22 protein-coding genes are annotated in these 20,102 nt (G+C 48.4%); 6 read left to right on the forward strand and 16 right to left on the reverse strand.

The genetic code is table 11. From position 1 onward, the window contains the following. Window positions 1–91 precede the first annotated feature (91 nt). Window positions 92–901: a hypothetical protein gene (locus VD907_06110; GenBank protein HYG84419.1), complete on the forward strand. Its 810-nt coding sequence runs from the start codon at window positions 92–94 to the stop codon at window positions 899–901. Window positions 902–999: 98 nt separating this feature from the next. On the opposite strand, the gene VD907_06115 is transcribed toward VD907_06110, so the two are convergent. Beyond that, window positions 1,000–1,734: an SDR family oxidoreductase gene (locus tag VD907_06115; GenBank protein ID HYG84420.1), complete on the reverse strand. Its 735-nt coding sequence runs from the start codon at window positions 1,732–1,734 to the stop codon at window positions 1,000–1,002. A gap of 39 nt (window positions 1,735–1,773) precedes the next feature. Continuing rightward, window positions 1,774–2,229: a MarR family winged helix-turn-helix transcriptional regulator gene (locus VD907_06120; GenBank protein ID HYG84421.1), complete on the reverse strand. Its 456-nt coding sequence runs from the start codon at window positions 2,227–2,229 to the stop codon at window positions 1,774–1,776. 240 nt (window positions 2,230–2,469) lie between these two features. Between VD907_06120 and VD907_06125 the strand changes: the two genes are divergently transcribed. Both VD907_06125 and VD907_06130 read left to right on the forward strand, forming a co-directional pair. Continuing rightward, on the forward strand, window positions 2,470–2,937 hold the full coding sequence (locus VD907_06125; GenBank protein HYG84422.1) for a hypothetical protein: 468 nt from the start codon (window positions 2,470–2,472) through the stop codon (window positions 2,935–2,937). Between the two features lie 278 nt (window positions 2,938–3,215). Continuing rightward, window positions 3,216–3,839, forward strand: coding sequence for a hypothetical protein (locus VD907_06130; protein HYG84423.1), 624 nt, complete (start codon window positions 3,216–3,218; stop codon window positions 3,837–3,839). A gap of 428 nt (window positions 3,840–4,267) precedes the next feature. On the opposite strand, the gene VD907_06135 is transcribed toward VD907_06130, so the two are convergent. The 8 genes from VD907_06135 to VD907_06170 form a co-directional block, all read right to left on the reverse strand. Continuing rightward, window positions 4,268–5,104 (reverse strand): hypothetical protein, encoded by an 837-nt coding sequence (locus tag VD907_06135; GenBank protein ID HYG84424.1) that lies wholly within the window; start codon window positions 5,102–5,104, stop codon window positions 4,268–4,270. Between the two features lie 333 nt (window positions 5,105–5,437). Beyond that, window positions 5,438–5,671 carry a hypothetical protein gene (locus VD907_06140; protein HYG84425.1) on the reverse strand — a complete coding sequence of 78 codons (234 nt, stop codon included), beginning with the start codon at window positions 5,669–5,671 and terminating at the stop codon, window positions 5,438–5,440. 445 nt (window positions 5,672–6,116) lie between these two features. Beyond that, complete coding sequence (locus VD907_06145) at window positions 6,117–6,545, reverse strand: hypothetical protein (protein HYG84426.1); 429 nt, start codon at window positions 6,543–6,545, stop codon at window positions 6,117–6,119. A gap of 340 nt (window positions 6,546–6,885) precedes the next feature. Beyond that, window positions 6,886–7,074: a hypothetical protein gene (locus VD907_06150; protein ID HYG84427.1), complete on the reverse strand. Its 189-nt coding sequence runs from the start codon at window positions 7,072–7,074 to the stop codon at window positions 6,886–6,888. A gap of 677 nt (window positions 7,075–7,751) precedes the next feature. Continuing rightward, on the reverse strand, window positions 7,752–8,210 hold the full coding sequence (locus VD907_06155) for a CHAP domain-containing protein (GenBank protein ID HYG84428.1): 459 nt from the start codon (window positions 8,208–8,210) through the stop codon (window positions 7,752–7,754). Between the two features lie 545 nt (window positions 8,211–8,755). Then, a complete protein-coding gene (locus tag VD907_06160) occupies window positions 8,756–9,007 on the reverse strand; it encodes a hypothetical protein (protein ID HYG84429.1) in 252 nt (83 codons plus the stop codon). A 175-nt stretch (window positions 9,008–9,182) separates the two neighbouring features. Continuing rightward, entirely contained in the window at window positions 9,183–9,518 is a 336-nt protein-coding gene (locus tag VD907_06165; GenBank protein HYG84430.1) for a hypothetical protein, read from the reverse strand. A gap of 439 nt (window positions 9,519–9,957) precedes the next feature. Beyond that, window positions 9,958–10,545 carry a hypothetical protein gene (locus VD907_06170; GenBank protein ID HYG84431.1) on the reverse strand — a complete coding sequence of 196 codons (588 nt, stop codon included), beginning with the start codon at window positions 10,543–10,545 and terminating at the stop codon, window positions 9,958–9,960. A gap of 232 nt (window positions 10,546–10,777) precedes the next feature. Between VD907_06170 and VD907_06175 the strand changes: the two genes are divergently transcribed. Further along, entirely contained in the window at window positions 10,778–11,941 is a 1,164-nt protein-coding gene (locus VD907_06175; GenBank protein ID HYG84432.1) for a hypothetical protein, read from the forward strand. A 75-nt stretch (window positions 11,942–12,016) separates the two neighbouring features. On the opposite strand, the gene VD907_06180 is transcribed toward VD907_06175, so the two are convergent. Continuing rightward, window positions 12,017–13,423 (reverse strand): MFS transporter, encoded by a 1,407-nt coding sequence (locus VD907_06180; GenBank protein HYG84433.1) that lies wholly within the window; start codon window positions 13,421–13,423, stop codon window positions 12,017–12,019. A gap of 97 nt (window positions 13,424–13,520) precedes the next feature. On the opposite strand from VD907_06180, the gene VD907_06185 reads away from it, so the two are divergent. Beyond that, entirely contained in the window at window positions 13,521–14,471 is a 951-nt protein-coding gene (locus tag VD907_06185) for a helix-turn-helix domain-containing protein (GenBank protein HYG84434.1), read from the forward strand. A 396-nt stretch (window positions 14,472–14,867) separates the two neighbouring features. Here the strand turns inward: VD907_06185 and VD907_06190 are convergent, their stop codons facing one another. Then, entirely contained in the window at window positions 14,868–16,304 is a 1,437-nt protein-coding gene (locus VD907_06190; GenBank protein HYG84435.1) for a serine hydrolase domain-containing protein, read from the reverse strand. A 401-nt stretch (window positions 16,305–16,705) separates the two neighbouring features. Then, window positions 16,706–17,227, reverse strand: coding sequence for a phosphoglycerate mutase family protein (locus VD907_06195; GenBank protein ID HYG84436.1), 522 nt, complete (start codon window positions 17,225–17,227; stop codon window positions 16,706–16,708). Between the two features lie 172 nt (window positions 17,228–17,399). On the opposite strand from VD907_06195, the gene VD907_06200 reads away from it, so the two are divergent. Beyond that, the gene (locus VD907_06200; GenBank protein ID HYG84437.1) at window positions 17,400–18,419 is read left to right on the forward strand and encodes a cellulase family glycosylhydrolase; all 1,020 of its coding nucleotides are present in this window, start codon (window positions 17,400–17,402) and stop codon (window positions 18,417–18,419) included. A 60-nt stretch (window positions 18,420–18,479) separates the two neighbouring features. On the opposite strand, the gene VD907_06205 is transcribed toward VD907_06200, so the two are convergent. From VD907_06205 to VD907_06215, 3 genes are all read right to left on the reverse strand, one after another. Then, window positions 18,480–18,839: a DUF5655 domain-containing protein gene (locus tag VD907_06205; protein ID HYG84438.1), complete on the reverse strand. Its 360-nt coding sequence runs from the start codon at window positions 18,837–18,839 to the stop codon at window positions 18,480–18,482. 248 nt (window positions 18,840–19,087) lie between these two features. Further along, complete coding sequence (locus tag VD907_06210) at window positions 19,088–19,507, reverse strand: hypothetical protein (GenBank protein ID HYG84439.1); 420 nt, start codon at window positions 19,505–19,507, stop codon at window positions 19,088–19,090. A gap of 89 nt (window positions 19,508–19,596) precedes the next feature. Continuing rightward, window positions 19,597–19,983, reverse strand: a complete 387-nt coding sequence (locus VD907_06215; GenBank protein ID HYG84440.1) for a hypothetical protein — start codon at window positions 19,981–19,983, stop codon at window positions 19,597–19,599. Window positions 19,984–20,102: the final 119 nt, after the last annotated feature.

Here is a 20,102-nt window from a genome sequence, read left to right on the forward strand (position 1 = left end):
CCCCTCATCATGATTAAGCGAGACAGATGAAATTAATGGGCGTGTCTATGGTATACTAACGAACGGTCACAACGAGGACGGAAGGTGCTCCATGACTACGATTGGGCTTGGTGTTCATTATACTCATCCTGAGCATGGTATCCGTGAAGTGGCGCTCAGCCAACACACGCAAAAAACGCTTCAAATGGCGTATGCTCCTGAGCCACTGCTAAAGCCGCTGCGTCGGCATCGTGTAAATGCCCGACCGCTTCGTGAAGCAGTTACGTGGTTGCAGCAGCAGATGACGAAGGGGTGGATACTGGGCTGTTCTGGTTTTGCGACTGCCATGTCGAGCGATGATTACAGCATAGACAGAGCTGTACTCAGGCAACTGTATGCCTACCTGAAGCACAAGAACGCACTCCCTATTCTTACAACTGATGGCGGGACGGGTGTAGGCGCACTGCAGGCGAATGCCGACATCGCCAGTCAATTTAGAGTTCCTACGCTTGGCTGTACGCCGATTAGTGCTCTTGCAAAAGATCATGTTGGGCCACGTCAACGCACGATTATCGGCGGCGCTAACTATAAGGAGCGTGAGAGGCTCGTCGGAGCACTCCCCGATATTCTTCTCTGCCTTGATGGCAAAGATGGTACGCTTCGAGAGGCCGAGATGGCCGCAAGCTGCGGCAGCATTGTGGTGCTTGTGTCGTTACGTTCCTACGAGGGTGGCCCGATCGATACCCATTTGCGAATGAAGCATCTTCGACGAGCAGTTATGCAGGGCAGGGTAGTCACTTGTCGGCTTCGACGCGGTGAGGATGTTGTTGAGGCATTTGAGGTCGCCCTAAAGTTGCGCGAATGGATCGGTAGCACCGGCAGTGATCGGCTGCGAAAGATTGAAGAGTGCATTCTTTCATGAAGGCACTATGGTGGCGGGACTCCTGCTTTTATTCCAGGAGTCCCGCGTATAATATGAGATTATCTTCGCTAATAGCAGTAAAAGCGTGTCTTATTCGCTTAACTTTCCTGCATCATCTTATCAAGTTGGTACATAGAGTAATCAACGGCATCATAGCCGCCGTCTACAACCAGCTGTGTACCGTTCACAAACCGTGCCTGGTCGGACAGCAGCCACAAGATTGCGTCGGCGATTTCGTCGGGCTCGGCATTTCTACCAAGTGGTGTTATTTTAGCGGCAACCGGTGGGATATACGGTTTGGCGCTCTCGGTGTTAACCCAGCCTGGTAGCACGGTATTCACGCGCACGCCCTGCGGGCCGAAGTTGGCTGCAAGCGATTGTGTCAAGTTTACCTGCGCTGCTTTCGTAAGGGTATAGGGAATACTGGCATATGCCGCATGGCGCCCGCCTTGGCTTGAGACGTTGATAATCGAACCGCCTTTGACAAAGTTTCTACGCAGACCATGGCTTAACCGGAGCGGGGCAGTCAGGTTAGCTTCGATCGCTTGATGCCATTCGTCAAAGTTAAACTCCTCCCAAGGCGAGCCAAGAATTTCGGCGGCGTTATTGATAAGTGCAAACAGCTGCGAAGCTTGCAGATTGCGTACGACTTTTTCAACCTGTTCAGGTACTTTTAGATCGGCCTGAACCCATTCAATGCCCGCATAGTCCGGCAGGGATTCGTCCACTTGTATTTTGTCGAGACCAATAACTTTATAGCCTGCATCACGTGCCTTCTGGGCGGTCACCTTGCCAATACCGTTTGCTGCGCCAGTTATAAGAATTCGCTTCATAGCCCTCCTTATGAAATTAATTTCCTATAGGAAACTATATCATACCGTGCGGAGGCTGTCATCATCTAGGGCGGCGGTAATTTTTGCGGCAAGCACAGCGAACAGCTTGGCGTCTTTGGGTGAAAGCGCAGTCATAGCTAGGCGGGCGTTCTCACGTTGCCCAGCATAAATATTCTCAAGGATATCATTGGCCTGTGCGGTTAGTATTACGGAATGTGAGCGGCGATCGGTGCCTGATGCGGTTTTTTCTAACAGACCTTTCTCTTCTAAGCTCTTTAAGTATTTTGAAGTACTTGAACGTGACATCCCTAGCTTCTCACTAATGACCGATGGCACGGCAGAACCCTCAGCCTTAACAAAAGCCATAAGATCGAAGTGCCTCCAGGTAAGTCGCATAGGCTCATCACTGGCCTGTACACGGCGGGCGATTAGAATGTATTGCAGGTTAGCAAGGGCGTCTTCAAATTTCTTGCTTGTAGTATTTGGGTCATCCATTATCTTTATTATAACTGTTAAAAAGTTACCTTTAGCCCAAACACTTCCAACGGCTTTCCGATCACTTGTATAAACTTTTTGCGGACACCTTTAAACAAGCCTGTAGGTTTACAAACAACTGCAAAGTAAGGATTATTGCATTATATACAATAATATGCTATAATATTAAGATTGCACAGCTTTATTGTGCATGTGTGTCCATGTGGATATGAACTTACTACCATTGGAGCTTTGAGGATTATGCGACGAGCAGTTGCGCTCTTGCTGTTGCTGGCGCTTTCGGCGTGCATCGGTACGCCGGCGGATCACACCGCTGACGTGACGGCTTCCGCTACCGGATCGGTTCAAGTGACCGAGCCGTCAGACCCAAACATCAAGCAGTTCATCCAGGCGAATGGCGGGCGCATCACGGTGCGCTGCGCGCTGAACCAGGAGGGGACGTACGACTACGAGCTGGCGGGCACTGGTCTCGGCAAAGGCGAGTTCGACATGAGCGCGCCCTACCGCGGTGGCAGCGGAGCCATCATTGACGGTGAAATCAATCCGATTCTCGACGAGAATGGTCAGCCGGTGCGCGACCAGAACGGGGAGATCGCCCTGAGTGCAACCAGCTTGCGCAACATCTCGGGTGGCGAGCGGGTGACTATTCGCGTCGCAACCACCACTTTCAATCGAACGTTAGAGTTCGAGAGGTGCGAGCAAATCTGAATTCCCCCGAATCCACTCAACAGCCGGCACCTGGCGGAGATCCAGGTGCCGGCACACCAACTTTCATCGACGCGCAGGCAGCGCGCTTTTTGTTGTTAATAGAGTATAACTTCTTTTCACGCTTTGACATACACGATGCGTAGGTTATCATGGAAGAAGCAATATGTGAGAAGGTGGGCACTCAACATAATCTTTTAATTGATGTGAATCTTCCGTAACTACTATTTGCTTTTGCTCAAAAATAATATGTAACAAACCTCAAGGAGGGATTTTTCAGGGTGGACTATAAATTGTTGGTCGGCGGTATTGCCGTTGTGATGAATATTATTGCTTTTTTACCGTACATTATCGATACGGCTCGGGGAAAATGCAAACCGCACATATTCAGCTGGTTAATCTGGACACTTATAACAGGGGTAGTTTTTATTAGTCAGGTAGCTGAACACGCTGGGCCAGGGGCTTGGGTGACCGGTGTGACGACGCTTATTAATCTGATTATACTAGTATTATCGCTAAAGCAGGGTTCGGCCAAGGTAACCCTTATAGATAAACTCTGCTTGGCATTTGCGCTTCCGGCTGTTGCGCTGTGTTATTTCACTGAGGAGCTGCTGATTTCAATTTCGCTGGTTATTATTGCAGATATTCTGGCTTTTATACCGACGATTCGTAAATCGCTTACAAGACCTCATGAGGAAACGTTTATAACTTACCCAATAAGCGTGGTGCGTTGTATGCTTGGGCTATTTGCTATCACTAACTTTACCTTTACTACTGCAGCATACCCTGCAGTCATGCTGGCGCTTTATATATTTATGACGCTACTGTTATTACCGAGTCAGCCTTTTTATGCGCGCCGGCGCAAGCCCGAGATTATTGTAGATACAAAAGAGTCTGAATTTTGAGCTCTTTCACCTCTGTTAACATAGCTCCCTTCTCTTTTCTGAATTACTGACATGCTAATAAAAAGATAAAGGCCCCAACCAAGGGGCCATTTCTGTACCGGCTCGTTTCCACGGGCCGTCAGAGTTTCCTGCAAAAGAAAAACGCGGCGGGCCGGGTAGAGCAGTGATGCAGATATTGAACTCGCGGGATAGAGCTATCATTTGAGCAGCCAGCTACCAGACTAACACATGAGCGCAGGAGCACTTTTACGGTCTAGCTAGGTCTTACGGGTGATCAGTAGTCCCACTCGTCGTATTCGAATCACAAACTTGAACGAATTTAAGCATTAAAAAACACCCGTCCGGGTGTAAAACTATATCAAAGTTGTGTCGGCCGTCCCTCCAACGCCTGAATTGGCGCGGAGGGACGGGAGACACGTTCCGTTCTGTCAGTGCGTGTGCGGGGTGGAGAGCTTCTCAGCCAGAGCCGTGAAGTAGTTGCCCAGCTCGGGGAGCTTGGCGGCGAGGTAGTCCTCGGCGCCCGGGAACCCCATCGCCTGGCCGATGCTGATGCCGGCTTGCATGACGCCGACCTTGCCCTCGATCGACTTCATGCCGAGCAGGTGTCTCAGGAAGGCGTCGGCGTCGGTGAAATCCTCAGCGGTACCCTGGTCCGTGTAGACGTAAGCGTTGTAGTGGGCACCGCGACTGTATCCTATGGTGTCGAGCTTGGCGATGACAAGATCACCCGGCTTGGGGGCGCGTTGACCTGTTCCCCACGCTGGCAGAACGAGGCCGAGTTCGGCCTTGGGCCACCCGTCGTAACCGTAGCCCGTTTCGAGGATCACGGCCCGGAGGCCGAGCTCCCCGGAGGGGCCGAAGGTGTAACTCCCTGTCGGCTGCATGCTGCCGTATCCAGGGGCCTGGGTGTTGAAGACGATGAACTTGCTGCGCGGGCCGTTCTCACCGTTGATCCTGGTGTCCACGTGGGTTGTGCACGCCGTGATGTCGACGAGGCTGTCGTCCTTGGCCTTGGCCAGGGCGACGATGCCGCGGGCGACGGGCTCGACGCAGGACGCATAGAGGGTGCGGTGCTGCCGCTTGTCCCACTCGGTGAGCTGACGCTCGGCCGCGGCGCGCCCCTCGGTGGCCAGGGTCTTCGAGTAGAAGGTTCCCCTGTCACCGTGACGGAACATGCGGTCGATGTCGGCCGCGGCCTGAGACGCGAACGCCCCGGACTCGACCAGGTTCTCCAGTGCGGCGACGGCGGATACCGACGTGGTCATGGTAACTCCATCTCTGGTTGACTGACCAACTGTGAACGTGCTCCAACGTGCATGGAGCACGAGGCTTGTTTTAATATATCATATTTATATTAATAAGTCAAGCAGATAGAGCCTTGGTCTTAAATCGTATACACAACAGCCTAAAGGCTACAAGTATACTTTTGCCAAAGTGAGTAAGCTCAATTACTAGCCTCTGCTTTTGCGGTTTTCATGGGGTTTTGAGACTCAGGTGATACACGCCAGCACGGCGATTACTCACGCCTCCTCCCAAACCTCCGCAGCAAACACCCCGGACTGCCTTAGCTTCTCCACCGTCGTAAACCCTATCTGAGGTCACGCCTCCTCCTCATCCTTCCATTCCCAAGCATCCGCAATAAGTTTCCGTGTTCTGCGTTTGGCATAAATAAGATTAGTTGTTCGCGGGCAGACGAATAAGACAATCGGGAGCTTCTCTGTGACGGTTTGTTCTTTCCAGGCGTAGTCCTGGTCATCTAGGTACTTCACGTAATTCCCTAAGCGTTTCTTTATGCGATAGCGCGGTAAGGTCGGATCAAAAACTTCGAGCATGTAACTTTTGAGCGTTTCTCCTCCTTGCCCTCATCACCGAGTCTATCTTTGCAAGACACAAGACTTGGCTGGATAAGTTCGCTCTCTAAAATGAAATGGTAGTAGCTGCGATCTAATAGGTGGTCGGCTTCGGTTTGGTAGTAATGGCGCACCTTTTTGTTCTTGATCTCAAGCTCCACTCAGAAGAACATACACAAGAAATCGTAATAAGATTTTTGAAGAGGCAAAGGAGACTACTCTAGCTGGACCCAAAGAATTGCTGCTGAATAGCGGACATACGAGCAACGAATGATCTTCGAGCACTATACGGCTTAACAGCCGAAGAAATCACTAGGCACATCACGTTAAAGTTTTGCGTACCAAAAAGATCCCCACATCCGCTAAGGATACAATGATCTCTTCTAGCGGAGTGGGGATAAGATACGTGAACGAGACGCCCTATGGATTATGGTCGGCTACGACCCAGTGTCGGGAGCCCTCCCGATACAGTCCAGATGCTCACTCTTGAACCGACTTGTGGTGGCGGAGTTGTGTACGTCTGAGAACGCTCTTTAAGCTGTTCCTTCAGACTTCTGATAAATGCCCGCACCTCTAGGTATATCCGCTCTGCCTTGCTGGCAGTTAGTTGGTAGTGGCCGTTAAGCTCACGACCAATGCCTGCAGCGAGCTCTGTAATTGCCTCGATATATGTCTCAAGTTCGCATTGAGCAACCTTATCGCTCTGTGCTTTTTTAAACGCCACCAGCGGATTGTCTATGCCAGTTATCTGTATTAGTGCCCTACGACACAGTTTAGCCAAGTCAAACAACGGTTCGAGATCGGCGATCTTTCGCGACAAGAAATCTGGATTCGCGCTCATATTAGCAAGATCCATACAACCCTCCTTACGCCCGGTGAACAGTATATCTTTAATAGTTTATCATGATACTTGCGCACAGATGTCCTCCATTTCCGACCGCATCACCCTGCTAGTGAGCCGTAGGCGTAGCATTAACCGCCAACCACAACAATCTTTGTCCGTTCGCTAGAAAGAGGTAGCAGAGCAAATGCAAGTACCTAAGGTATACGCGTCGTCTGTGTCTGTACTCAAACATCGTAGACGTTCGTGTGGGTCGTCGACCGAGCGAACATCACCGCGTACTCTGCCGACGGCAGTCTCGGCTCTAGCGCACCGCGTGCCAGAACAACCGGGTCATAGTCGTCGGCCGTCGACTTTACGTTGTTCTATCCTTCTTCCGGATAAACAGAGCAGCAAATATTACTAAAGATACCCAAATTGGCGTCAAAAGCCCCACCATCAAAAGTGTCATTAAACCTATCATGGCAAGGGCGCATGCAGCTAGTGGCGCTAAAACAATCAGTACCGCTATGCCTATATTTCTAAGGTTAATGTTATTTTTCATGAATTTCTATAATTATAATATGAAACTCAGGAAAGTACTAGACGCGGGAAGCTACCGGCATGCTCGGTGCTTAGCGTCGAGGGATCTTGTCGGTGGACGAGAAAATTGCCGACTATATTGGCGATGATGTAAGGTTACCCTTATGGCTTCGGTAGATGGGAGATCATTGAGCATCGAGATGACAACAAGGAGCCTCCCACGAAGGCCAAGCTAGAGCAGGAGGTATCAAGGTAGCAAAGATCGCGTAAGTCCTATAGACCCCAACGAAACTACATCTCAGCTAAATAGTGAGCGCTCGCCGGTAAAGCGGCGAGCGCTGGAGACACTGTACCTTACTTTCCAGTAGCCTGCCTGACGACGAGTCCGCCGATTTCCCGAAGTGTATCCGGGTGGGAGTCGATAGCGTGCGGTTCGAAAATGGTGACGCTTACTTGGTTATCGGCCCCATCTGTCTTGCTCACCACGCAAACTGCGGTGTCATACAAGGACATCGAGTCCTCTTTGATGACCTTGTCAGCGTCATCGATAACCCGAACCTCAACTCGCATGATCACTCCAAAATTGTTGAATATCTCTTGCTGACGGTGTAGCTGATGTCTAATAGATTATAGCATAATAGATTATTATATCAAGTTAAATAATAACGTCCTCGGCCGGTTAACCGAGGACGATTCCTCCTATCGCGGGTAGATGTACTTGAATGAATTAGCGAGTGCAGCCCGACGCGTCACTCGATTCCAGCCATCCTTTCCATTCATCTCACTGATAGACACCTGTGTGCCATCGGCACTGACATCTTCGACAATAGCCACTTGGCCAAGCGGGCCGCGATCGGTCCAGGCAATGGCGCCCTTTTTGGGCACATCACCGGTACTGTAGCCGCTTGCCTGAGCGCTGGCGTACCAGGTTTTGGCATTACCCCAGTTCGGCGGTACGTTAAGGCGGCTTGCCACATAATACGTACCGTAACCGTAGCTATAACCGTTGGTGGCCGGCTCGCTGCTCGCAGAGCTTGTTGAGGTGGGCAACGTGCTTGTCGGTTGCTGCGACTCGGATGGTTGTTGTGCCGTGCAGCCTGCTCCTGTAGCTAGGGTAAGTGCGAACAGCGAGGCGCTAGCTTTGCGTGAGGCTTTCATTAGACCATACCTCCTAAGCAATGGGACCTTTTTAGTATATAAGATTAATTACTCTGTGTCGCCGATGTCAAGGCAATGTGCGAGTTATTATCGTAAGATGTGGATCGTGCAGGTATGAGATGGCTATTTAAAGAGCTGGCTGTGTCACGCAACAGCCAGCCCAGCCACTATGAACTACTCGTCGTACTGTCGCCTCACCAGCGCAAGGAGACGCCTGAAATCGGTATCGTCGTTGTCCGCAGGCTCAAATGTGTAGTTGAATACACGTGCTCCCTCGAGCCGGGCACTAGTGCGATCTAGTTTGTCGCTAAGGCCGGTACTTCCCAGATCCCTGGCCATCAACAGCCCGAAGCGCTGGGATTGCCTTAATCTGCACTGAGATGAGGGGGAACAATGAACCTTTGAAGCTCGGTAATCAGATTAACTGCCTCCTGTGCCGTCATCGTTTTTTCTGCGAGAATGATCTTCGGATTACTTAGGGAGGTTGCGAATACGCGAATTGTAGACACTGTTACCACCGGTTCTATTCAGCAGGCACGTTACCGTTATGTAGTATAGCAAGCAGTATAAATAGCTGCAAAAGAGAGCAGCTGCTTTGTTAAAGGTCTAATGGCGAAAGGAGATAGGACTAGGAGGAAACTTTCGTAACCCCCTAGTCCTATTGTCTCGCTACTTACCGAGTGAGCGCCTTCGGAACTCAACGCCCACTCGCGATAATAATGATCCTGAATACTGTCAATGTTTACCAAATTACGGATCTCGGTATTGAGCTTAGCGCCCAAAGCCTTCTTTGCCATCTCAGCTCCTCGTGTAAATATCAGGACGTCCCCAATTATGACACAGGGCTGTCAGATCATAAAGTCACTTTGCAAAACAGAGGTAAGACACCGCTGTAACAACTAGATTAATATACAAGAATGGTGTTCCAGCGCCGAAACCCGGCGCTGGAACACTTACTGCTGATGCCTGTCCTTAAGGTGTGACAATGTTCAAACCTTGCTTGTTGAGTTCCTGTCGCAAGTGGTAATCGCGCATGGTGAAATGCGCATCCGGATAGCGCTGAGCTAGGACCCGATATACCCGTACGGTTGGACCAGGCTGTTGTCCTTGTGTGCAGCTGACGAAGAGTCGATTTGTACGACGTAGCCCATCGCTGCGACTCCATGCGACGTGGTAGGAACCGCTAGGACGATTCTGCAAGTCACGCTGCGGTGGCTTATGTTTGAGAACTCCAGGGAACCAAACTGCATACTGCACGGCAATTAGGTCATCTTCGGTGAACTCAAATCCTTTCGAGATAAACGTCATACTCCAGTAGTCTCCATCTCCGAAATGTTGCTCCATATGGATGTTCATACAGATCTCCCTCTTCCCGTCCGATGAAGTATACTTCATATTATATCATAAAATGACACTTAATATAGTAGATTACATCATCAGTCGATAAAGCATAAGACAGGCGATGAACTCTGGCTATATCGAGACAGGACTGCCGGTCATCACGCAGGTACAATTACAGTTTATGGCGATGGGTATGTGGACTAAGATCGGGTCACCTACGTTTTGATATTAGTTTCCCAGTCGAGAAGAGAATGGTTCATAGGTAAAATAAAGCAGATAGTGAGATTGTGTGAACTACTACATAGCCTCACTATCCGCAGGGTGTTAAGCGCAATTATTTCCAGGATTTTGAATAATTTCTTTCTGTCGAGGAGCGGAGTATTTACCGCCCCTCGATTGGTGCTCTCTAAGAACGTCGCTTGACGCGTTTTTGCTCCAGCAGCTGAGCCCTCCTCAAGGCCTCGGCCTTACCTTCACGAATGAGCTTCTCGATGCGGCGAATTACAACAGTCACATCTTTTTCGGCTACGCCAAGAAGTGGCAAATGAGTCTTAAGGTAGGTCTGGAGATCTGATTCCGACAAGATCTCGGTATAGTCGGCACCCTCGCTAACACGATGAACCCCACTGGGATAGGCGCGAGCGGTTCGGGAAGTGAGCACGGGGGAGTTAATACCCGTGATGAAGGAGGTTGGCTCTGTTATGTCCCTTTGCCACTGAGCATACTTGGCTTCCTGTCCACGTGGGAAGACGTCGACAAGCACTTCGCAGCCCCAAGTGTACTTGAAGCCTACGCCATTTTTGAACTTGTTGCCGCCGCTGGTGGTAGAAAGTGTCAACCCTTCCATGCAGCAGACGATTTCCATGGATCCTGCGCGCTGTTCGAGCAACAACTCGTTTACGGGGACCCGCTTATAGTTCTCACCGTAGCGATTATCTCGGTTACGAATCACTACGATTTTAGGCCCTGAGATTTCCCTGCTGCCTTGTCCCACTTCTTGTCCACTTCTCGTGTTGTAGAGTAGCTGGAACTCTTCGAACGTTATATACTATATTCTTTTATATAATAGTCGTCAAATAATCCTATTAAATCTCTATCCGTAGCTATTAACACTTTCTAGCCTAGCTTACTCGAACTATTAAAGATTTTAATAAAATAGATGCCTAATAACTTAGGCAGATAGTAAGTAAGTAATGAATTACTTATACGGCCGTATACTTATTAGCATGAGTATAAGACCATCTATCGAGCATTGTCCTGTTAGCCTGCATCCTGAGGAAGAAATTAGAAGAGAAATAGCACCATTGAAAGATGGAGAGATCACGCGGATTGGCCAAGAAATACTTGATAACCAAGAACAGAGTATCGAAATTCTAATCGACTTTGAGGAAAAACTTCGAGCACGCTGGTCTTACGCCCTTGAGCTTAATCCAGAAGAAACAGGATTGAAGATCGCGCGCACGCTTCGCCAGATTACCTTCGCCGCAATGAGTACGGTTACTTTTACTGAGCTTTTGCATCACGTTACGCCTGTACTAGAGAGGACCGATCGCCTCGACCCGCCACTCTCACGTGTATACAGCTTTTCTTTTGAAGATGCTTGTCCTCCACATAGAGGAAGTGCTGCCCGGGGCATTCATAGTCTATTCAACCAATTCATGACTCATTCGAACAAAGTCTTTGATGAAATAAGCGGCAACCAAGATCATCCTCGACACAGTCTATGGCTAGCATTTGAGGGTGCAAATGAATTTTTAAAAAATTACGCTCAGACCAAGCTTGTGCGTGACGCCCGCGCAGGATGGGAGGTAGTCGCTGCAGACACCAGTTGGCGAATTATCGAAACACTTACCCAACTAGGACACTCACATACTTTAATAACAAAAGAATTTCCTACAAAAGAAAAACTTATGCGAAAAGCTGTGGAGACTATCGATCAGCTTTCGTGGCCTGCTTCCATGAAGTCTGATGCACTGCGCACTCTGTATGCCAATTTCTCCATAGACCAGGAATTTGAATTATTCGAGGGCCTGTCGCTCCACAACACATCTGAATTTATGCCAGGAAGAAATCCGATTCTCAGAATGGCCAATCATGATCCACGGATGTATGAGTACAATCATCCGTCGCTAGAAAATGGACCTTGGCGCAAGGCTGGATTCTGTCCTGCTGTACCAGTGTTACGCATGCCCTCCCAGGAAGATAGACAGATAGTAGAGCGCTTTTACCGCTATTTCGAACAGCGCTTTAATCTTAAAATTATGCGCTCCACAGATGAAAACAATCAGGGCGATGGCCGTTTTGATAGAGTCACCATTGGCTTATTACTAGGAGTTCTGTATGCTGGCGAAACTATTTACGCCAATTGGCCGACAAAGCTTGGTGCCTAACTCCACTGAGCACAATCTATTCTATGATAGTCATGCATGGACGGCTGGCCATTGAGGCTCATGCAGTAAGTGAACCTATTTGGACTTTATAATCCAGGCTAGAAGTGCGCCGAGCGCGGTGAGTAACCCTGCGATAACACCGGCAAGGTGAATCCCCGCGAGAATCGTTGACTGAGTAGTTGTGTCAAAAGAGGGAACATGGGCAGTAGCTATGGCAATAAGCAGTGCAAGGCCAATAGCTCCTCCGATTTGCTGCGAGGTGGAAGCTAACGCCGAGGCTACACCTTGCTCGCTAGGTTTGACTCCCGACGCGGCCGCAATAAACATTGTTGGAAAAGTCGTTCCACTGCCCAGTCCCCACACTATTAAACCTGGCAGCAACAGCCAAAGTGTACCATTGAGCTGCATACCCCAAGTTAGAAGCAGCAAGCCAAGTCCCGTCACTAGCATGCCCATAAACAAAGTAAGCTTCATACCATATTTCTGTAAAAGGTAGGGTGTAATTTTAAGTGAAGACACCATAGAAACAAGGGTGATTGGTAAAAACGCAACGCCGGCTTGAAGTGCATCATATCCTAAGATGGTTTGCAGAAAGATTGTCAATAGATAATACGCGCCACCAAGCGTTGCCTGGAATACCAAGATAACTGCAATCGAAGTTAGGACGCTTTTGTTACGGAATAAATCGAGAGGAATAAGAGGGTGTTTAGCTGTTCTCTCAAGATAGACAAGCAGGGTCATAAGCAGTGCGCTCAGCAATAACGCAGCGAGTGTCTGGAATGCCAGCCAACCTACTTCTGGTCCCTGGATAAGTGCGAAGACAAGACTCATTGACCCCCCTGTTGCGAGGATAGCGCCTAACGCATCAAAGCCTTGCCTACTTCGCTCAGTAATAACATCTGAGGCTAGCCAACGAATCGCACCTATAGCAGCCGCCAGCGCCATCGGCACCATTACAAACAATACCCACTGCCATCCAAGCCAACTTGTTAATACTCCACCAAGTACTGCTCCAGCCGCTAGCCCTCCACTCCCAGCGGCGCCCCAAATTGCCAAGGCCTTATTACGCTCTCCGCCTTCTGTGAACGTCGTGCTAATAAGCGATAGGGTTGCCGGAGTAAGGAGCGCTGCACCAATACCCTGCACAAATCTTGCTGCGATAAGGAGACCCCCATCAGTTGCAAACCCTCCCACAAGTGAGGCAACGCCGAACAGTCCTAGGCCGAGCAAAAAGATTCGTCGATGACCTAGTTTATCAGCAGCACGCCCACCAAGCAGCAAAAAGCCACCAAACCCGATGGCGTAGGCGCTCACTATCCATTGCAAGGAGGCCGCGGTAAAGTGAAGTGCCTGCCCAATATCTGGCAGTGCTACGTACATAATATTGTAATCAACAGCGATAATAAACTGTGCGAACGCCAACAAGGCCAGCTGTAAAAACTTGCGCTTATTTTTGGGCACAGCGTCTTTATTTGATTTCATGAGACTCCTGTGTTTTATTAACTATCCCTACTGTATATAAGCTCAAACTTTCAGTAAATTGTCTATAATGACAATATATATGCTAATATAGACATAAATGCACTTCGCTGTTTATATACCATCAAATTTTTATGCCGCACTTGCCGCCACTATTGCTGAAGTTTTACAGGCTGCAAACGACGTAACCGGCACTAGTTTCACCTACGAGTACATTAGCCACGAAACTAACGCGATATCTAAATCTGGTATCCAGTTTGCCACACGTACTACGCCATCACGAAAGATCGATGTTCTGATAGTTTTGGCAGGTATCGAGTCAGAGAGAGAACGAACGCTTCATCTCCTCGAGCAAGAGGCAGTTCGAGTTAAAAGACTGGTATCACAAGCGCTTAATGACAACGCCTATATTGCGGCATCATGCGGAGCCGCTTATTTGCTTGCCAGCAATGGTCTGCTTGACGGGAAAGCCGCCACAATTTCATGGTGGCTTAAAGAAGAGGTGACGCGACGCTTTCCGCAGGTTCACTGGAACACTTCACAGATGGTCATAAAGAGTGGTCGTATTTACACAGGTGCTGCAGCATTTTCCGGACTAGAGCTCATCAGCCGTCTGCTTATTGATATGGGATTTTCATCTCAAGAGCAGCTCATACGAAAGCTACTTGTTCTACCCCCAGTCAGAGAATTTCAAAGTCCCTATGTCGTAGATCAAGATAGTTCGCGCAATACCTTTGAGAGTAAAATCAAAGGTATTGCGATGCAGGATCTCGCGGCATGCAACATTAGTGTACTTGCCCGCATGTTAGGTGTATCTGAGCGAACATTCGCCCGAAAATGTCTTCAGGAACTTAACATAACACCTGGCAAATGGCTGCAAGTCATTCGGCTCGAGGCTGCTAAACAACTACTATCTTCGAGTAATTTTACAATTCAGCAGATTTGCGATCGCATTGGCTACCAGGATACCGCGTCATTTTCTCGCCTTTTCACTCGTACCAATAATTTAGCGCCGGGAGAATTTCGCAAACAGCTGATGTCAAAAACGTAAAAGAGTGAATTCTGATTGTGAGTGATCGGGATTCGCGACGCCGGCAGCATGGCTAGTGAGACAGTGGCCTTGGTGCCGGTCGTGGTTCACGGCATAGTCACTTGAAGATCGAGCAGGTGCCCTAGCCCGTTTTGGCTGAACCTCATCAGAGCAGTGTCAGATAAGTCCAAGATGGGTGAAAATGATATAAGGCCAAAAAGAGCTACAATTGCGCATATATGCACAAGGATAGGAATTATGAGAAGCTGGGGGATGTATGATTCTCAAGAATCTATCATTGGTTCGATAATATCAGATTCACTTGTCATCTAAAATCAAACTCATATAATTATCAAAACGTAGCATCAGTGGGCCTGCCTGCTAGGGTAGTAATAAAAGTTCGAACAAAACTATGCTTCATCTGCGCAGGGTGATGAAGGCTTTCACCGTAGCACGAGCTATGAATACAAAAGCTAAGCCCAGTACCCATACTGTGATATCTGGTAATCCGTACATCAAGATAACAAATGGAAAGCCTGATACGAAAATGATACAAAGCAGAACGGTTGCCAGGAATACATCGATAGCAATACTTAGTACCATTCTTTTGACTAACTGATTGTTCTTAAATTTTCTCTCGAGTTGTTTACGCCAAGAACGCAAGCGCCAGAAGCTATATATAGCGAGGAGGGTACTTACTATAACAATCACATCGAACACGAGATAAAATATCCTAAAAGTATGACTGATAGTTGGTATTTTGCCCTCTACTATATAGCTAGTAACGCTTTTATACGTATCACTTAACCCTAGAAGCGTAGCATTCTCACCCACAAGCACCGCTATGCCCTTCTTCTCTTCGGGAAGTAATCCGATATTTGCATGAAAATTTTGCGTGTCTCCATCGTGAGAAATGATTTTAGTGTTGCCGATAGTACCTACGCCCCACCCCATCGCATATGCGTTAACATTTAGCATGCTGATATTCGGCGTATTAACTGTGGGTGCGAGTAAATGCGCTATGCTACTTGAAGAAAGAATTCGAGTCCCTCGAAAGACACCATCATTGAGCAGCGCGATCATATAATGAGACATGTCTTCTGCACTGCTTATAATACCCCCTTCGGGGATCACTGCTGGAGCTAGTGTATCTTCAAATGGAATCTTTAAGCCAAACCAATTAGTATAACCTTTAGCCATGCCGTTATTCTTTGCAATTCGGGTATCTGTAAAAGTATGGCTCATAGCCAGAGGGGCAAAAATATGCTCCTGCATATAGTCTCCATACGAAACTCCCGCTACCCGTTCTATGATTAAGCCTAGAATAGTATAGTTGCTATTCGAGTAATTGAACTCCTTGCCCGGTTCTGAAACGAGTTCGACCTCATTGAGCGTTTTGAGACTTCCTGCTAATGAAATAGAGCGATTGTAGAGACCTAAATACCCAGCTTGAGTAGGAAGCCCACTTGTCTGATTGAGAAGTTGCCTGACAGTAATCTTACTTGTCGCCGTAGTATCCGCCAGTCTGAATTCGGGTACATACGTCTGAACCGGGGCCTCAAGAGAGATCAGGCCTTTATCATATAACTGCATAATTGCGAGAGCAGTAAAGGATTTGCTGATCGAGCCTAAGCCGAATGCCGTCGACCCCGATACGCCATCTCCTACAGTGATGAGCTCAGTGATATTGTCATCTCTCGTTATGACCACTGCACCAGTACGGACACCAGAAGTACTAAACTGATTGTGTACATAATCTGTAAGTATGCTGGTATCCTGTGCTTTTGCTACTGGGGTAAATAAAAATGCGGCTACAGTAAGGATAGATACGATCTTCAATAGGAGAGTTTTCATGTATGCTTTAGTATACGATAGCTATCCTACTAAAGCTATTCTGTGCGGCAAAACAGTGTCGTAACAAAAAGAACTAGAGCGCAGGGTTATGAAGCCTATGATGCGGACGAAAAATTATCATACTGGGATGAACAAGTCGAGCGGAGCAAAAGCTGAGTATGAGCTAAGACATGTGTTAAAACTTAATTCACAAGTATCCATGAAATATAAGCTGCTGAGGTGCAACAATCACTGATGCTGCGCAGTCCATAGAAAAGATAGCCAACGAAATAATTAATATCATTGAATAATACTATTTCATCATTGAAAAGAAAAACCCATTCCAAACTTTTGAAATGGATGATTTACATAAAGTTAAAATAGAACTTCAAGAAATACGAGAGCTGATTAATGAAGACAACTCATAGCCGTGTTATTTGCATAGTTTCGTCAATACGAAAGCCCTCTAATTCGCCGTATGTATGGTCAATCTCGTCAAAGGAAGCTTCGGTAAGTACTTTTTCGGCTGCAGCTATAGTTCCGTCATGGGAGACGATAAGTGCGCGTTGGTCATCAGAAAGCTGGCTGAGTGTCTCTCTTGTTAAATCTACGAGATGTTGGCCTTGTCCACGAAGTGGTTCACGTAATTCAGGGATGGAAATAATTGCACCTGCCACCCCGAACGGATCTGTTTTACGTAGTTTGGCGACACGCTGGCTAAACTCAGGTGGAGATTTTAGTATGCCGGCACGCTCATCGACACTTGGCTCAAGTCCGCTGAGCAAGCGTGCGGTTTCTTGGGTACGACCAAATGGCGAACTTATCGCAATAGCGAAAGAACCTAGTCTTGGCTTAAGTTCAATACAGCGAGTTTTGACCTGCTCGGTTAACTGATCATCCACAAGATTCCAGTTTCCATGTCGAACAATAATAACTTCTTTCATCCACTTATTATACGGTAAGGTAAACAAAGGAGAGAAGGGGATCCCCCGAACCCCTATGCCAGAACCAAAACCTGGTGCCTCACTGCTTGACGACTCAATATAAATGGACGTGAAACTATTATATCCGATTGCTTCTGTCCGCCAACAGTTGCGGTGGTAAAATAGTATATACATGAGTAGTAAGCTTCCAATTCAGAAACTCCGCGGCGTCAATCTCGGTGGTTGGCTGCTGCTGGAGCGGTGGATGACGCCATCCCTGTTTGCCGGGACAGACGCCGTGGATGAGTTTACATTCATGGCAACGCCGTATGCCGAGCAGAAACTCGAAAAGCATCGTCAGACATTTATAACCGAGAGTGACTTTAAGTGGTTGCACGAACACAGTGTGAATGCCCTACGTATCCCCGTGGGATATTGGGTGCTAGAAGGTGACGCGCCGTACTTACGAGCGGTCCGCTATCTTGACTGGGCGATGGAGATGGCTGAGCGCTACAAACTGCACACTATTATAGACGTACATGGCCTGCCGGGTTCACAAAATGGGCGCGACCACAGTGGCCGAAAGGGGAAAGCTGGGTGGTTACGGCAGCATTCGCTTCGCCGCAGCTCACTTGATATATTGGAGCAAATCGCCCGCCGCTATCGCGACAATCCATACTTCTGGGGGTTGCAGATTACCAACGAGCCAAAACTTGGGCTGTTTCAGTTCAAACTGCGTGACTATTACCGAAAAGCCTACGACCGCCTAAGCCAGGTGCTGCGACCACACACGCGAGTTGTCTTTAGTGATGCGTTTACCCCGCGCCTGATGTCGGGTGGGCTAAAGCGGCGCAGCCATCCGGTAGTCATGGACGTACATCTGTACCATATGAGCACGTTGTTCTCGGGGTTCATGTCGGCTGATTGGTACCTAGGAAAAATTGAGCGGTGGCGCGAGCTGCTCGCCAAGCTTGCTCGAGACCAGTCCGTTATTGTGGGGGAGTGGAGCGGCGTGATGCGTGGCGAGACAATGAAAAACAAAGCGCCAGATCAGCGGGAAGCCATCACTCAGCGGCACCTGCAAACGCAACTCGCAGCATACGAGAACGCCGCGGGTTGGTTCTACTGGAGCTACAAAACTGAAAAGCCAGGGCTGTGGAATTTTCGCTCACTCATTGAATCGGGCAAGCTAGAAATCCCTCGCTCCTCTTAAAGAGGCAAACCCTGATTGCGTAAACCGTCACTGTTCAGGCAAAACTAGGGTGCTTGACCTTTACTTTTGCGCAAACTCGTAACCTGCGTCAATAAGCCGATGCAGCCAGTCGCTGTTTACTATTTGCCAAGAGGTAACCTCAACGTGGTGGTTCCACCTGTTTTTGCTGACCTGTTTGACGTAATGAAAGTGCGGATCGTCTATTTTCTTATCAAGACAAACAGTTAGATAGAGCATCCCATCGGCGGTTTTCTCATAAGCCCATAGCCACAAGAACTTACGGTTAACCGAGTAGCTAACCTGGGCTTTCACTTCCTGCTTACTAGGGCCAAGCTCCTGGACATACGCCGCTATGCTCGATAAGAAAGCTTGGGTCTTGGGCTTACCAGCAAAGTTGCCAATCATCTTATTTGTACTCATGGCTTAATTATACGTAAGAAGGCGCTGAACTGAAGAATGCATGAGATGCGGCGCAGTATCTTAGCTATGATTTCCAGTGGTATCAAGAAGATGCTGCACTTGTATAGATCTTCGGTCGCTGAAAGCTACTCGGAAAAAGGATGGCGCTTTAAAAATACCATAGAACCAGCATAGGCTGGTTCTATGGTATGTACCGCTACCTCCCTCAGGTCATAGTGATGAGCCAAGAGAGCGGAATGCCTATCGCCTTAAAGATTCAGCAACCAAACTTCGAGAATCATACGTTCTGATTCTGATAGCCCCGAGAACGTATGGAGCTTCTGGCGAAGCTCTTTTATGCTGATTTCAGCGGCTTGGTAACTATCTTTGCTGTTGCCTCTCATGAAACGGCCCCTTCTATGAAGACTAGACCAAAATCGCGACATCCGCTGCTGAGTCAAGCCAATCTGACGTCCGAATGCAAGCGCATCGTCGTAATTGACGAGTGCAGTATCAGCTTTCCGCTTACGTGTCCGACTCGCTAGCTCTCGAGCTTTCTTCATGCTGGCTTCGAAATCAGCAAGCAGTTCAGCATCACGAGCAAGCTTTGCTAGTTCACCTGGATCGCTGATTCTGTTTGTTGCTGCCAGCAAACGATCGAGCGCTGCCTCTCGCTCTTTTTCTTCCACGAAAGCTCCCTAACTTGAGTAGTGATGCTTTGAGGATTGTCGATTATGGGAGTTTCAATGTCAAGCTTCGACTTTAAGTATAAGGACAGTCATAGCCGTTCAACTACTTCAAGCAGTCCACCCGACAATCGAACGAGGGCCGCGGCAGCTGCATCAAGAAACACATTACGGTGTCGCTTGTCATTTCCTGGGTCAGCGCTGTTGACAGCCATCAAGCTAACCGGCGCGCTGGTTGTGAGTAGTAGTTCAATCAAGATAAGTGAATGTACGAGGGTTGACACTTGAGGTTGAAGACATTTTGAAGTGCGTACTTCGTTTTGCAGTGATTCGCGTTCCCGAAGGAGAAAACCGTGAAGCTTTGCTTGCTCTGTGCCCGGCTTTGATCGCAAGTACCTCACATCTTCTGCTGTCTCTACAGGACCAACTGCCGTTACAATCCTCCGGACATAACCTAGGGTAAGATCGTAGTTATTCATGACAGCTCCCTAATGTGTGCGGCTCATTTGCCGAAAGGGCTTATATTAACATTCCGCTTACCTCGAACGTACCTAACCAACCGATATTGTACCACGAAGCACAACCCTCGCCTTAGTGA

It is taken from the genome of Verrucomicrobiia bacterium (genome assembly GCA_035629335.1).
GTDB lineage: Bacteria > Patescibacteriota > Saccharimonadia > Saccharimonadales > Saccharimonadaceae > DASUUR01.